Below are 14537 nucleotides of genomic sequence, written 5' to 3' on the forward strand. Positions count from 1 at the left end.
CGGCATCGCGGCATCTGATCCAGCTCAGGACAGCGCGCATGCGATGCCTCAGCGGTGTTGCCACGATGTCACAATTTGAGGAACCGCAGCTCAGAGAACCATGGGCAGGACGAAGAACCCGCCAACGACCACCACGAGCAGAAGCGTCACGCTGAGCGGCAGGTGCCTCTCGATGAAGATGCGGATGTTGTCGCCGTAGAAGCGTAGCGCGAGCGCGATCATGGCGAAGAAGGTGACGCGTGAGATCACCATGCCGATGGTGAACTTCCAGATGTCGAAATGCAGGAAGCCCGACATGATCGTGACGATCTTGAACGGGATCGGCGTCAGCCCCTTGGTGACGAGCACCCAGAACCAGAAATCCTGCGAACTCGAGATCAGATGGGCGGCCTTGTCCTGAAGCCCGTAGATGCTGATCAGCCAGACGCCGACGGATTCATACAGGAAGGCGCCGATCGCATAGCCGAGATAGCCCCCCGTGACGGCGCCGAGCGAGCAGATCCCGGCGTAGAACCAGGCCCGGTCCGGCCGCGCGATGCACATCGGCAGCAGCAGCGGAATCGGAGGCAACGGGCTGACCGAGCTCTCGACAAAAGTCAGGGCGAAGAGCAGCCACGGCGCGGCGGGGTGGGATGCGTAGGAAACGCACCAATCATAAGCTCGCTTGAGCATGCGTCGGTTCAGTGTCTCGTGCAGTGGATCGAACGGCGCATGGCAGACTTGCACCCCGCGCGCATCTAATCGTGTCCCCGGGAATTTGCCAGAGGTCTCTTAGTTCAAGGTCAATTTGGCGACCGATTCATGTCCTGATACGGGCAGCGCAGACAGCGGTTCATTTCGGCGACATCCCCGGTTTTCCGGCCTCGACGACGAAGCTGGCACGGGTCGAGATCGCGGCTCCGGCAGTGGTAACCCGGTCCAGCACGCGGTAATCGGCCTGCCAGCCGCCTTGTGAAAGGGTATGGCGCATGTAGCCGCGCTGATTGTTGAAGAACCCGATATGCGGGTTCTTTTGCAGGGCGACCTGTCCCGCCTTTGTCGTGTCGGCTCCGTCGCCGCCCGAGGTGATCGAGGTGGCGACGAACTCGACGCCAAGCGTCCTGGACTTGGGATCGTCGAAATTGGCCTTGAGCTCGCCCGCCCAGTTCTGGTGGATGTCTCCGGTGAGCACGACTGCGTTGGCCGTGCCAGCGCTCTCCAGCGTGTCGAACAGACGCTGGCGTGCCGCCACTGCACCGTCCCATTTATCCATGCTGTAGCCGACCTTCCTGGGGTCGGGATCGCGGTCGTGGCGCATCACCATGACCTGCTGAGCCAGCACGTTCCATCGCGCTCTCGAACTGCGCAGGCCCTCGGCAAGCCAGGCCTCCTGCTTTTCGCCAAGCATCGTGTTTTCAGGCTTCAGCGCGTCAGCGCAGGCTGCGTGCGAGCCATCTCCGCAAGGCTGGTCCGAGCGGAACTGGCGGGTGTCGAGCACATCGATCTGGGCCAGATCGCCATAGAGGAAGCGCCGATAGGCCTGGATCGAAGGACCGCTCGGGATCGACGCCCGGCGCAACGGCATATGCTCATACCAGGCCTGGAATCCGGCAGCGCGGCGCAGCGCGAAGATCTCCGGGGGAACATTCTGCTCGGAGACCAGGCCTGCAAAATTGTTGTCGACCTCATGATCGTCGAACGAGACCAGCCACGATGTCGAGGCATGGGCCAGTTGCAGGTCGGGATCGGATTTGTAGATCGCATAACGATGCCGGTAGTCGGCGAGCGAATAGATCTCGTCGGGATCTCCGGGCATGACGCGCGCGACAGCCAAGGGCCGCTCGTTCGGCCGCACCATGCGGTACTCGTAGATGTAGTCGCCGTAATGGTAGATGAAATCGAAGTGCTCATCCGCAACATGGCGAAAGGCGGTGAAATGGCCGTCCTCGTAGCGCTGGCAGCCGAGCACACCGAAATGGACCCGCTCAACCGACACATTCGCCGACGGGAAGGTACGGGCACGGCCCGTGATGGTGCGCTCGCCGCCGCACGTGAAGCGGTAGAAATAGTCGCGGTTCGGTTCCAGCCCGGAGACCTCGACATGGACGGCGTGGCCGAGCTCGGGCCGGGCCAGGGCCGAGCCGCGTTGCACGATCTGGCGCATATTCGCCTCGGCACCGATCTCGTAGGTGACCTCGACAGCCTTCATGGGCATGCCGCCATTGCGCGCAAGCGGCAGGGGCGCGAGCTTGGTCCAGATCACGAAGCCATCGGCAGACGGATCGCCCGAGGCGATGCCGAGCCCGAAAGGATAGGCAGCGAAGACCGGATTGGCCCAGACCCGCTGGTCGAGCACAGCGCCGCCGGTGAGCAACAGGCCCGAGGCCGCAAGCCCCTGCAGAAAACGCCGGCGCGAGGGCGTACCCGCTTCCGTCAGGAAGTCATCGACAAGGAACCGATCGAAGGCATTGCGGCGAAACATGGCAGGGCTCCAGCAAGCGCGTTTGGAACCCTACCAGTCTTTGCATAACGCGGGAGTGACGCGCTACCGGGCTATTGCATCCGCACCAGCGCTTCGCCGATCTTGACCTTCCGTGCCTCGGCCTGCGCCTTGCGCTCGCGGTTTTCCTCGACGACCTCTTCCGGCGCACGAGCGACGAAATCCGGATTGCCGAGCTTGCGCTCCACCGCGAGAATGTCCTGGTCGAGCTTGGCGAGCTCCTTCGTCAGGCGCGCCCGCTCCGCGTCGAGGTCGATGATGCCGGCGAGCGGCAGAGCCGCGACTTCGCCACGCACGATGATCTGGGCGGATTGCGGCGGGGCGATCTCGGCGAAGCCGATCGCGGAGACGCGCGCCAGCCGTTCGATCATCGGAGCCCAGGCTTCGATCGTCGCCTTGGTCGCAGCACTCGCCTTGACCAGTACCAGAGGCGCTTGCGCGCCGGCCGGCACATTGGTCTCGGAGCGGACCGAGCGGATATCGGAGATCAGATCGACGACGAAGCCGATCTCAGCCTCGGCCGCCTCGTTCGTGAGGCCGGCAAGCTCGGGCCAGCGCGTCAGGCAGACCAGCGCGGCATCACCCTTGGCAAGCTTGCGCTGAGCCCCCTCTCCCGCCTTCACGGCCCAGAGCTCCTCGGTGAGGAACGGCATGAAGGGGTGGAGAAGCTGGCAGATCAGGTCGATGACATGGGCAACGGTCGCCTGTGTCTCAGCCCGCTCCGCTGCGGCTGCACCGTCGCCCTGCAGAACGGGCTTCGCCAGCTCGAGATACCAGTCGCAGAACTCGTTCCAGACGAAGCGATAGGCGGCGCCTGCCGCTTCGTTGAACTTGAAACTGGCAATGCCGGCCGCGATCTCGTCGGCGGCCCGGGCCGCCTCGCTGAGGATCCAGCGATTGAGTTGCTGCGTGACCAGAGCGGGATCAAAACCCTCGACGCGCTGGCAGCCATTCATCTCGGCGAAGCGCGAGGCGTTCCAGATCTTCGTTGCGAAGTTGCGATAACCCTCGACACGCGAGGTCGCGAGCTTGATGTCGCGCCCCTGCGCCGCCATGGCAGCGAGCGTGAAGCGCAGGGCGTCGGCACCATACTTGTCGACGAGCGTCAGCGGATCGATGACGTTGCCCTTCGACTTCGACATCTTCGCGCCCTTCTCGTCGCGAACGATGGCGTGGATATAGACGTCCTTGAATGGCACCTCGTCCATGAAGTTGAGGCCCATCATCATCATCCGGGCGACCCAGAAGAAGATGATGTCGAAGGCGGTGACGAGCGTCGCCGTTGGGTAATAGCGCTTGAGCTCCGGCGTATCCTCCGGCCAGCCCAGCGTCGAGAACGGCCAGAGCGCCGACGAGAACCAGGTGTCGAGCACGTCCTCGTCGCGCGTCAGCGCAACCGGGCCGCCGTAATGGCCGACCGCCAGAGCCTGTGCAGCGGTCTCGGATTCGGCGACGAAGCACTCGCCATCCGGTCCGTACCAGGCCGGAATCTGGTGCCCCCACCACAACTGACGCGAGACGCACCAGGGCTCGATGTTCTCGAGCCAGTCGTTATAGGTCTTGGTCCAGCTATCGGGCGTGATCTTGGTGCGCCCATCCTTCACGGCCTTGAGCGCGCGTTCCGCCAGCGGCTTGACGTCGACATACCACTGATCGGTCAGCCAGGGTTCGATCACGACATCGGAGCGATCGCCATGCGGCACGGTATGCGCATGCGGTTCGATCTTCACCAGCAAGCCGCGCTCTGCCATCAGTGCAACGACGAGACGGCGGGCAGCGAAGCGGTCGAGGCCGTGCAGAGCCTGCACCGCCTGCTCGGGCTTGGCGCCGGCCAGGAAGTCCTCGTTCGCTTCGAGAAGCATGCGCGCTTCGCCGTCGAGGATGTTGATGACCGCAAGCTTGTGGCGCTTGCCGACCTCGAAATCGTTGAAGTCATGCGCCGGCGTGATCTTGACCGCGCCTGTGCCCTTCTCCGGGTCGGCATAGTCGTCGCCAAAAATCGGGATGACGCGCGCAACCAGCGGCAGGATCGCGTTCCGGCCGATCAGGCCCTTCAGCCGCTCGTTCTCGGGGTGCACCGCGACGCCGGTATCGCCCAGCATCGTTTCCGGCCGGGTCGTCGCAACCGTGATGAAGGTCGAAGCGTCGTCGAGGTCGTAGACCACGCCTTCGAGGGGGTAGTTGAAATAATAGAGATGCCCGCTCGGATCGCGGTTCAGCGCCTTGTCGAGCTTGGCGGAGTCGAATTCCTCCTCGCCGCCGCGCTGCCATTTATACGAGCCGGTCTTCTCGACCTGCAGGACCTCAAGATCGGAAATGGCGGTCTGGAATTTCGGATCCCAGTTCACCAGCCGCTTGGCGCGGTAGATCAGCCCCTGCTTGTGCAGGGAGACGAAGACCTTGAGCACGGCCGCGCTCAGCCCCTCGTCCATGGTGAAGCGCTCGCGCGACCAGTCGCAGGAGGCGCCGAGCCGCTTCAGCTGGTTGACGATGGTGCCGCCGGACTCCGCCTTCCAGCGCCAGACCTCCTCGAGGAAGGCCTCGCGGCCCATGGTCCTGCGGTTGGTCTTGTTCTCGGCGGCAAGCTTGCGCTCGACCACCATCTGGGTCGCGATGCCGGCATGGTCGGTGCCCGGCTGCCAGAGCACGTCCTTGCCGCGCATGCGCTCGAAGCGGCAGAGCACATCCTGCAGCGTGTTGTTGAGCGCATGGCCCATATGCAGGGAGCCAGTCACGTTCGGCGGCGGAATGACGATGCAATAGGGCTCAGCGCCCGGCTCGGCGCCACGCCCTGCCCGGAAGGCCTCGGCCTCTTCCCAGGCCTTGCTGATGCGCGCCTCGACGGTGGCGGGCTCGAATGTCTTGTCCATCATTGCTTCGCTCGAACGCAAAATGGCCGGGGAAAGCCCCGGCCGAAGGTCAGGCCAAAAGGTCGTTGGTCTTAAGAGCCCATGCGTGGGCGTCCCGTCAACGCTTTCGACAATGCGGATGTCAGGCCGCGCTCGACTCCAGGAACCAGAGCGCCTTGTCGAGCGCCCGAGAATAGCCGGTCAGGATATCGGCCGTGTCCGCATCGCCAGCCTCAGCCGCGGTGTCGATCGCGGTGCGGACGGTCTTGGCGGTCTCGGCGTAGCGCTCGATCAGTTCGGCGAGGTGATCCTTCACCGCAACGATCTCTGTCGGATAGGGCTTCAGCGTCGTGCCCGACGCGACAGTCTGCGTTGTGCCCAGCGCAATCCCGCCAAGCTGTGCCACGCGCTCTGCGACTGTATCGACATGGGTATCGAGCTCGGCGCGGAAGCCATCGAGCATCTCGTGGATAGCGATGAAGCCCGGGCCCTTCAGATTCCAGTGGGCCTGCTTGGTGACAAGCGCAAGATCGATGCCGTCCGCCAGGCGGGCATTGAGCAGGCTGATCATTGAGGTTTTGGTGTTGGACTTCAGATCGATGCGTGACGTCGGCTTCTTCATGGTCAGTCCTCGCGTTGAGACTCGCTGAAGGTGGCGTCGGGCTCGCGAAACTGTCTGCCCCCGAGGACGGCTTCGCACTCCTTCGGATCCGAATCAGGCACGCCCCGGCGCAATCGTCAAACGACGGAGATACGGAACCACGACCTGTCTCAGCGGTTAGGCCTTCATCGATCAGATTGTCCCCGCCCCTCAAGCACAGCAGGATGACCGGATGAAGCTCCTCGTTCACAGTCTCGGAGCATGGCTCGCCGTCGAAGCGGCTTCGGGACGTTTTTCACGCCCTGTCGCGGTCGGCCTGGCGATGCTGGTCTCACGACTTGGCGGGCCAACCGCCGCGTTGACCCTCGCCGGGTTCGCCATCAAGCAGTTGCACGATGCCGGCGCCTTTGACGACATCAGAGTGCCACAACGGGTCCACGGACGGCTACGCGGGCGTTAGATCATCGGACTGGATTTCGTATCCGGGCGGATGAACCGACCTTCTGTGTTTGCATCGAGACTGCAATCCACCTTTCAGGCCGATACCTTAGCCGACCAATCTCGTCCTGGTGAGCGGGAAATGCCTCAGTGCCGGTTACCGCGGGCGACGCGTTCGATTTCGGCGCGCACCAGACGTTCCACCATGGTCGGCAGATTGTCGTCGAGCCAGGTCTTGAGCATCGGCTTCAGCATGTCCTTGACCAGATCCTCGAGCGTACGCGCGTTGTTGGTCAGGACTGTGTGGGCGAGCGCACCGAAGGCATTGTTCACGGCGGAGCCGGCCTGTTCCGAAATCAGAGCAGCCATATCGAGCGATGGCGGCGCGGACTGTGCCGGGACGAAGGCTGGCGGCACGAACATCTGCGCCGGCGGCTCCGGTTGCGGCTTGAACTCGGGCTCGGCCGCTTCGAGGAAATCGACATCCAGGCTGGGCTGAATGGCCACGGCCGGAGGCTCGGGCTCAGCCATCGCCGGTGATACGACCAGGCTCGCCTCGGCTCCGAGATCGAGCACGTCGTCATCGATCTCCTCGACGAGCTGCAACTGGGGCGCCGCGGGTGACGGCTCTGGCGTCGGCGCAGGTGCGCTAGCCTCGGCGGGCTTGACCTCGTCATCCGCGATGATCCGGCGGATGGAGGCGAGAATCTCCTCCATCGACKGTTCGTTGGGCTTGGGTTGCGCGCTCATGCTGGGTCCGACCACTCGACACCGGGCGCGCGGATCGAATCAAACGCAGCCCCAACATTGAGTATTCCACGCAAAGAGCGCCAAGCAAGGCAGGTTCCGGCCCACCCACAGGAGAAATCCGGTCTGTTGCCGGAATGTCTCCCATCGATCAGCGCGCAAGCCCGCTGCAAAACAGAGCGGGCGGACCACAACAGAAACGGGGGCTTCAGCCCCCGTCATTAACACTCAAGGCTGTCTCAGCGACCGTCAGGAACCTGGGTGCCCCAGAGCAGACCCTTGACCTGATCGTAATGCTTGCGGGAGTCGTAGACCGCGGTCTTGAGCTTCAGCGTCTCAGCCGAAAGCCGGCCAACGGCCGAGAGCACGGCATAGGATGCGACGACCCGATCTCGCTGCGCCGTCACCAGCGTCGACCGGGCAATCACCAGTTCCTGCTGCGCGTTGAGCACGTCGAGCGTGGTACGCTGACCGACCTTGGCCTCCTCGCGGACGCCTGCAAGCGCGGTCTCAGCCGCCTGAACCTGTGCCTGAGCCGCAATGATCTGCGCCTTGGCGGCATCAAGGGCGCCCCAGGCGGAGACGACCGCAGCACGCACGGTGTCGCGCGACGTGTCGACGTCGATCCGGCGCTGGCCGGCCGTCTCCTTGGCCTGCCGGGTCCGTGAGTAGACCTGGCCGCCCTCATAGATCGGGATTGTCAGCGTCGCCACAGCGCTCGCCGAGAAGCGATTGTCACCAAAAAGCTGGCTGTCATAGCGCTGCGCGACCAAGCCGCGCACACCCACGGTCGGATAGAGGTCCGCTTCCGTGACCTTCACCTGCAACTCCGCCGCATCGACGCCGTGCAGAGCCGCGATGACCGCAGGATGCCCGACCAACGCGATGTCAAGCGCGGCCGGCAGCGACTTCGGCAGCAGGTTCTCGATGGGACGTCCAGGCGCGAGCTGCTTTGGCTCGACACCGACATTCTGGCGGAAGCGCGCGATGCTGGTCTTGAGGTTCGATTCCGCCAGAATCTCCGCGGATTGCGCCTGCGACAGCCGGGCTTCTGCCTGCGCCACGTCGGTCCGGGTTACTTCACCGACTTGAAATCGGTCGCGCGTCTGGCGCAGCTGCTCCTCGAGAACCTCGACGTTGTTGCGGTTCAAACTGAGAATCGCCGTGTCGCGCAGCACGTTCATGTASGACGTGGCGGCATCGAGCAGCACGTTCTGCTCGGTATTGCGCAACGTCGCCCGCGCACCCAGCACCTGCGATTCCGCCTGGCTGACAGAGCTGCGGGTCTTGCCACCGTCGAAGATGTTCTGGTCGATCTGGACGCCTGCGCCACGCGGCGCCAGGCGGGACGTGCTGTTGCCCTGTCCGGGCTGATTGGCGTCAAGCAGGCTCGCGCCGATATCCGCCGAGGCGGTGATGCGCGGCCGGTAGCCGGACAGTGCCTGGGGCACGTTCTCGTTGGTGGCGCGCACCAAGGCGCGCTGCGAATTCAGCGTCGGGTTGCCATTATAGGCCCGCGCCAGCGATGCATCCATCGTCTGCGCAGAAGCCGTCGTGATCTGGCTGGCGGCCAAAACGGTGGCCAGAACCGCAGCGAGACCGTATCCGGCCGACTTCCGCCTAATTTCTTTTTCGTTCACGTGGACGCCTCTTGTGCGGACTCAAGTCTCGCCCAGGCATCGCCCCAGCCTCGGCATAGTTGTAGTGATTCATACCCGGAGCCGCGGCCCGCGCCAATCTCACCAAGGCGCGAACAATCGTTTCCATGGCGCAGTGCCGCATAAATGCGACACTGCCGAATCAAAATTCGAAACTCGGAACGCGGCGGAATTCTTCCAAAACAGGCGCGGCAGCATCGAAAACCGGCCTCGCCGACATGGTTTGGGCGCTCTTTTGATAAAGCTGCACCCGCGCGGCCCGCCCCTGCCCCTCGACCAGGATCAGCCGGCCGTTATCGCTGACGAGACCAAAAAGGCTCTCTGGAACGGTCTCGCAGGCGCCGCTGACGAGAATCGCGTCGAAATGAGATTCGGCAGGCCGTGTGGCGCTGAGCGTGACGCCAACAGCGCCAGCCAGCGCAAGCGCGCCACGAGCCTGATCCAGGGCAGCCGCATCAGGCTCCCAAAGCGTGGCGACCGCGCCCATATCCGACATCAATGCAGCGCCATATCCCGTGCCGCCGCCATATTCGAGCACGCGCTCGCCAGGCTGAATGCCGAGCATCTGGATCATCCGCACGATCACCATCGGCGTCATCAGCGCCCGGCTCGTACCCGGCAAGGCGACAGACTGATCGAGATAGGCAAGGTGGGAGAGTTCGGCGGGAAGAAATGCTTCGCGCGGAACGCGGTCGGCAGCCGTGAGAACCGCACGGTCCGTCACGTCATAGGTCCGCAACTGGCAATCGACCATCATCCGGCGCAGCTCGGTGAAGCTGTCCATATCCTCAATCTCCGTCTGCGCGGCGCGTGTTCGCCGTCCTCAGCTTTTGTTCGAGGCGGTCGCAAAAGGCAAGATGGCCGCGGCAGGACACCGGTTCGGCTGCAGCGAGTTCTCACAGCTGAGGAGCACATGCGCGCCGCATCCACAGACGACCTGACGGCGTCGTCGCGAGGCAATCCGGCCAAGATTCGACCGGCAGGATTCTGCCGGCGACATCTCGATTGATCTGCGATCGCGGCCTCTGAATCAGACCGGTTTGGATTCGGTCATTCTGCCCAATAGCGATCGCTCAGCGATCCCTCGATCCTGATCATGACATCGAGAGGGCTCGGCCCATCCTCTCCAGGCAGCTCCGCGCCCGCGCCGTCGATCGGCGCCTGGCGGCCACGCCCTGATCAACGAACCTCGGCGGATCGTGGTGAGGGGATCGCGCAAGGGCGGACGCGCATTACGCGCCGACATGCCGAGAGCTCGGATCAGCAAAAGCGCATAAGATTCTGAAATCGCGAGCCGACACGCTGCCGCCCCCTCGTAGAGGAGATGGCACACGGGCATCAATTTCATGAATGTAAGAAGTGTTGGCTCCCGGAGCAGGATTCGAACCTGCGACCAATCGATTAACAGTCGATTGCTCTACCGCTGAGCTATCCGGGACCGATGGCCGGGGTAATAGCGACGCCTTTGTCCGGGCGCAAGCCCTTTAAGACACTTCGATGGCAGGAATTCCGCTCATCCACAGGTGACCATAGGTCATCATGACGAATGCTGCTGTTCCCGGTTGCGGGCCGGCGCGCCATGTGGTTATAGGCGGCCCTAGGACATCACCGCAGCGTGACTGTCCCCGGATGGCCTCGTGGCGGAGTGGTTACGCAGAGGACTGCAAATCCTTGCACCCCGGTTCGATTCCGGGCGAGGCCTCCACCTCCTTAACATGATGCGCTGACTGCCCTGATCCTCGCGAAAGCGAGGCATCTGTGCCTTGCGCGAGATGAACKGTTCCGGACAATCCCGTTCATCACCGGTTCGAGCCCGATCGGCTTCCATGCTGTCGATCCGATTCACCTGGAGACGAATCATGCGAAACTTTTTCCTCGCCTCGGCCCTGATGCTGGGCCTGACGGCTGCCCTGCCCGCAGCCGCACTCGCAGCGCCACCGACCACGGCTGGCGACCTGCTGAGCGGGACGTCCGACATTCAGCAGGTTCAGTATCGCGACTGGCGCCATGGCCGGGGACACTATTCTCACGGTTATCGCTACGGTCCCCCACGCGGCTATTACGGCCGCCGCCATTACGGCCCGCCGCCCTATGGCTATGCACGCGGGCACTGGCGCCATCGCCAGTATTACGGCCGGCCCTATTACCGCTGATAGCGCCGCATACCGGCCCGGAGGTCGATTCTCCCGCCCGGAAGCAATGCCAGGATCGGCGCCTTGACGGCGCCGATTTCGCGTGAGCCGCTGGTGCAGGCTATCGGGAGGCAGGCTATCAGGAGGGATGAGCGCCTCCTCCCTGTTCTGGTTCCGCGACGATCTGCGTCTCGCCGACAATCCTGCCCTTTGCGCAGCTGCGGCCCATGGCCCCGTCCTTTGCCTCTACATCCTCGACGAATCACCGAAACGGCGCGTGCTGGGCGGCGCAGCGCGCTGGTGGTTGTCACGCTCTCTCGCCGCGCTCGCCGAAGAGCTGGGCGCGCGCGGCGGCAGGCTCGTCCTGATGCGGGGAGACCCTGCCAGGTTGATTCCCATGGTCGTGGCCGCAACAGGCGTCGACCTCGTCACCTGGAATCGTCGCTACGAGGCCGCCGCCATTGCGCTTGATTCTGAGGTGAAGCGCGAACTGACCCAGGCCGGCACGACCGTCGCGAGCTACAATGCCAGCCTGCTCAACGAACCCTGGCAGATCGCAACGGGCTCCGGCACGCCCTTCAAGGTCTTCACGCCCTATTGGCGCGCAGTCCGGGCGCGCGGCGAGCCGGCAGCTCCTGCCCCAGCCCCCACACAGCTGAGACCGCTGCCTCTCCCCGAATCGCTGAAACCGCTTGCCCTCGATCATGAGAGGCTGATGCTGGAACCGACCGCGCCCGATTGGGCTGGAGGCATGCGCGAGGCCTGGATTCCGGGCGAGGCTGGCGCGACGGGCGCCGTCTCCTCTTTCCTCGGCGAGGCGATCGCAGGCTACAGCGAGGGTCGCAATCGTCCCGACAAGGTCTCGACCTCGCGCCTCTCTCCGCATCTGCGCTTCGGTGAAATCGGGCCCCGCCAGCTCTGGCACGCCACGCTGGCAGCCCGGCATGCAGGAGAAATCCCGGGCAGCGCCGGCGATGCAGAGAAATTTCTCTCCGAAATCGGCTGGCGTGAATTCTCCTACCACCTGCTCTTCCATCACCCTGACCTGGCGACGCAGAACTTCAACGCGCGTTTCGACGCTTTTCCATGGCGACAGGACGATGCCGCGCTGCACGCCTGGCAACGCGGGCTGACAGGCTATCCGATCGTCGATGCCGGCATGCGCGAACTCTGGACGACCGGCTGGATGCATAATCGCGTGCGGATGATCGTCGCGTCCTTCCTGATCAAGCACCTGCTCATAGACTGGCGCGAAGGCGAGCGCTGGTTCTGGGACACTCTGGTTGACGCCGACCCCGCCAATAATCCCACGAGTTGGCAATGGGTTGCGGGATCGGGCGCCGATGCCGCTCCCTATTTCCGCATCTTCAACCCAGTGACGCAGGGCGAGAAATTCGACCCCGACGGCACCTATGTCCGACGCTGGATTCCGGAACTCGGTCAGCTTCCAGCCCCGGAGATCCACAGTCCCTGGACGCTTTCGCCTGGCAAGCTCGCGGCCGCTGGCGTCCGGCTCGGAGAAACCTATCCACGCCCGATCATCGATCTCGGTTTTGGCCGGCAGCGGGCGCTCGATGCCCTTGCGTCCCTGGGTCGCGCATAGCCTGCCTGCCGTGCTTCGTGCCCTCATCCTTCGAGCGCGAGCACGGCAAAGCTCGCGAGCCAGTGTTCGCCCATATAGTCGCCGGCGATATGGGGAAGCCCGGCCGCCAGGTGCCGTGCGGCAGCGTCCTCTGCCAGGGTTCGGCGCGGATCGCCCGGCGGCAGCGCCGCGGAGAGCGCGCGCCAGCACCACGCCCGGCTGAGATTCAGACCATCGAGATGGGCGATCTTGCCATCCGTGCGATCGCTGACAGTCGCCGGCCGGAACAGGGTTTCCGGTCCGCTGTCGGCAAGCCTGGGCAGGAAGACGTCGAACCAGGGCAGAAATTCCTCCCCTGGCAGGAGACGCCTCATGCATTCCGCCTCGATCAGCGCCGAGGACAGGAAGTCGTCGCCGCTCGGCTCGCCCCAGGCCGGGCAATCCGCATCCCCGCCGTACCAGCGCCTGCCGGTGTCTCGCAGCAGCGCCATGAAGGCGTCGTCCCGCGTCACCGCAGCATAGTCTGCCGCCATCCTGAGGCCGAAGGCCGTGTTGAAATGCGTGCCCACGCGGACCGGATAGGTCGCGAGCGGCAGAAAGTCGCGAAAGCGCTGAGCGAATGCGTCCGCCAGCGGCGCGAGCATCTGCGACCAGCGCTGGTCGTCATGCAGGTGCAGTTCCTCGGCCAGTTTCAAAAGCCAAGCCCAGCCATAGGGCCGCTTGAAGCCGCGCGCCGTCGGCGCCGCAAGATAGGCGCACTCGACGGCGACCTTGTCCGCGACGAACTGTTCGTCGAACAGGGCGCAGATATCTCCGGCATTCGGAAGGTCCGGAAAGCGGCGCAGCAGGCGCGCCAGCATCCAGTAGCTGTGAACGCAGGAATGCCAGTCATAGCTGCCATAGAAGACCGGATGGAGTTCACGCGGCGTTCGGGCGTCTTCGGGGCCGGCCAGGACATGATCAGGCTTGTTGGGGTATTCGCGCCGGACGTGCCCCAGCGCAATGGCGGCGAAGCGAGCCGCCAGTTCCGGCGTAAGATCAGATCGTGTCATCGGCATTCCCTTCGATTGACATGGCACGACCGGAGATTCCGGTGACCGGACAATCCTTGCGTGACCTTGCGAGCAGCGCCTCGAGCAGGCGCGGCATGATGTAGATCGGCAGCTGAGTCGCTGCGAAGTAAAGTGCCATCCGCGGGGTTGCAGCAGTACCAAGCGCCGACCAGACCAGACCGACATTGCGGTTCCCGAGAATCAGGCCGACCGCCAGGCGTTCGCGCAAGGAACCCGGCAGCACCAGGACCCCGCCAAGCTGCATGCCGAGATTGCAGGCGAAGGCAAGCGCCAGGCAGATGATGGCCGCCTGAGGATCATTCTCGATCTGGCTGCGCATGCCGGCCATGGTCGCCAGAGCGAAGACCAGCAATGCTGCGACAGTGATGCCATCGACCGCGGCGCCATGGGCAGCCAGCGCGGCTGCGGCGTGCCGCCTCAGGATGAGCGCGACGCCCTCAGCCCCTCCGATCAGCAGCGCAAGCCTCAGCGCGAGGTCAAGAGGCGCGACGGAGAGCCCGCCGGACCAGCTTGCCAGCAACGGTATGGTGAGGGGCGCCAGCGCCATGGACAGGAGCGTGACGACCAGCGGCACCGCACCATCCAGCCCCAGCATTCTTGCGACCGCCGCGGTGCCACTCGACGGTGGCACTGAGCTGGCCAGAACCAGCGCCAGTGCGAGCTCAGGGGCAAGGCCGATCAGATGCGCGGCGATGCCTGCGAGGATCGGACATGCGATCATCGCGACGCAGGGTAGGAAGACCGACAGCGAAGGACGCCGGATCACGGCGACCACCGCGATCATGTCGATCCGCAGCAGCGTCCCGAGCACGATCAGGAAGATCGCCGCCGGCATCAGCGGGCGCGCCAGCTCGGCCAGCGTGGGAAAAATCAGCCCGAGCATGACGCCGAGCGCCAGCAATGTCGGCCCGCGCGGGATCAGGCGCGGAAGATTGGATCGCATGAGACACGCCCGTTTGCCTGGGGCGCAGACGATAG

The 14537-nt window shown here is 64.3% G+C and carries 12 protein-coding genes and 2 tRNA genes; 4 read left to right on the forward strand and 10 right to left on the reverse strand.

What is annotated here, in order from left to right:
* Nucleotides 1-90: 90 nt before the first annotated feature.
* From AC1DIO_RS05655 to dps, 4 genes are all read right to left on the reverse strand, one after another.
* Nucleotides 91-672 (reverse strand): YqaA family protein, encoded by a 582-nt coding sequence (locus AC1DIO_RS05655; RefSeq protein ID WP_441505826.1) that lies wholly within the window; start codon nucleotides 670-672, stop codon nucleotides 91-93.
* Between the two features lie 160 nt (nucleotides 673-832).
* Complete coding sequence (locus AC1DIO_RS05660) at nucleotides 833-2461, reverse strand: alkaline phosphatase D family protein (RefSeq protein WP_441505827.1); 1629 nt, start codon at nucleotides 2459-2461, stop codon at nucleotides 833-835.
* Between the two features lie 71 nt (nucleotides 2462-2532).
* Nucleotides 2533-5352, reverse strand: coding sequence for a valine--tRNA ligase (locus AC1DIO_RS05665; protein ID WP_441505828.1), 2820 nt, complete (start codon nucleotides 5350-5352; stop codon nucleotides 2533-2535).
* Nucleotides 5353-5470: 118 nt separating this feature from the next.
* A complete protein-coding gene (gene dps / locus AC1DIO_RS05670; protein WP_441489891.1) occupies nucleotides 5471-5950 on the reverse strand; it encodes a DNA starvation/stationary phase protection protein Dps in 480 nt (159 codons plus the stop codon).
* A 211-nt stretch (nucleotides 5951-6161) separates the two neighbouring features.
* On the opposite strand from dps, the gene AC1DIO_RS05675 reads away from it, so the two are divergent.
* Nucleotides 6162-6389, forward strand: coding sequence for a hypothetical protein (locus AC1DIO_RS05675; protein ID WP_441489890.1), 228 nt, complete (start codon nucleotides 6162-6164; stop codon nucleotides 6387-6389).
* Between the two features lie 125 nt (nucleotides 6390-6514).
* Here AC1DIO_RS05675 and AC1DIO_RS05680 read toward each other — a convergent pair whose 3' ends face one another.
* The 4 genes from AC1DIO_RS05680 to AC1DIO_RS05695 all read right to left on the reverse strand — a co-directional run bounded on the left by AC1DIO_RS05680 (nucleotide 6515) and on the right by AC1DIO_RS05695 (nucleotide 10210).
* Nucleotides 6515-7117: a PopZ family protein gene (locus AC1DIO_RS05680; RefSeq protein WP_476853227.1), complete on the reverse strand. Its 603-nt coding sequence runs from the start codon at nucleotides 7115-7117 to the stop codon at nucleotides 6515-6517.
* Between the two features lie 236 nt (nucleotides 7118-7353).
* The gene (locus AC1DIO_RS05685) at nucleotides 7354-8754 is read right to left on the reverse strand and encodes a TolC family outer membrane protein (RefSeq protein ID WP_441489888.1); all 1401 of its coding nucleotides are present in this window, start codon (nucleotides 8752-8754) and stop codon (nucleotides 7354-7356) included.
* Nucleotides 8755-8914: 160 nt separating this feature from the next.
* Entirely contained in the window at nucleotides 8915-9556 is a 642-nt protein-coding gene (locus AC1DIO_RS05690) for a protein-L-isoaspartate O-methyltransferase family protein (protein ID WP_441505830.1), read from the reverse strand.
* Nucleotides 9557-10135: 579 nt separating this feature from the next.
* Nucleotides 10136-10210, reverse strand: a tRNA-Asn gene (locus tag AC1DIO_RS05695).
* 193 nt (nucleotides 10211-10403) lie between these two features.
* On the opposite strand from AC1DIO_RS05695, the gene AC1DIO_RS05700 reads away from it, so the two are divergent.
* From AC1DIO_RS05700 to AC1DIO_RS05710, 3 genes are all read left to right on the forward strand, one after another.
* Nucleotides 10404-10477 (forward strand) — tRNA-Cys (locus AC1DIO_RS05700).
* Nucleotides 10478-10631: 154 nt separating this feature from the next.
* Nucleotides 10632-10925 carry a hypothetical protein gene (locus AC1DIO_RS05705; protein ID WP_441489886.1) on the forward strand — a complete coding sequence of 98 codons (294 nt, stop codon included), beginning with the start codon at nucleotides 10632-10634 and terminating at the stop codon, nucleotides 10923-10925.
* Nucleotides 10926-11052: 127 nt separating this feature from the next.
* Nucleotides 11053-12507 (forward strand): cryptochrome/photolyase family protein, encoded by a 1455-nt coding sequence (locus AC1DIO_RS05710; protein WP_441505831.1) that lies wholly within the window; start codon nucleotides 11053-11055, stop codon nucleotides 12505-12507.
* Between the two features lie 23 nt (nucleotides 12508-12530).
* Here AC1DIO_RS05710 and AC1DIO_RS05715 read toward each other — a convergent pair whose 3' ends face one another.
* Together AC1DIO_RS05715 and AC1DIO_RS05720 are read right to left on the reverse strand one after the other, a co-directional pair.
* Nucleotides 12531-13538, reverse strand: coding sequence for a DUF2891 domain-containing protein (locus tag AC1DIO_RS05715; RefSeq protein ID WP_441505832.1), 1008 nt, complete (start codon nucleotides 13536-13538; stop codon nucleotides 12531-12533).
* Nucleotides 13525-14502, reverse strand: coding sequence for a hypothetical protein (locus tag AC1DIO_RS05720; RefSeq protein ID WP_441505833.1), 978 nt, complete (start codon nucleotides 14500-14502; stop codon nucleotides 13525-13527). Before AC1DIO_RS05720 ends, AC1DIO_RS05715 begins: the two co-directional genes overlap by 14 nt.
* Nucleotides 14503-14537: the final 35 nt, after the last annotated feature.

It is taken from the genome of Allobosea sp. 05T439 (assembly GCF_056396005.1).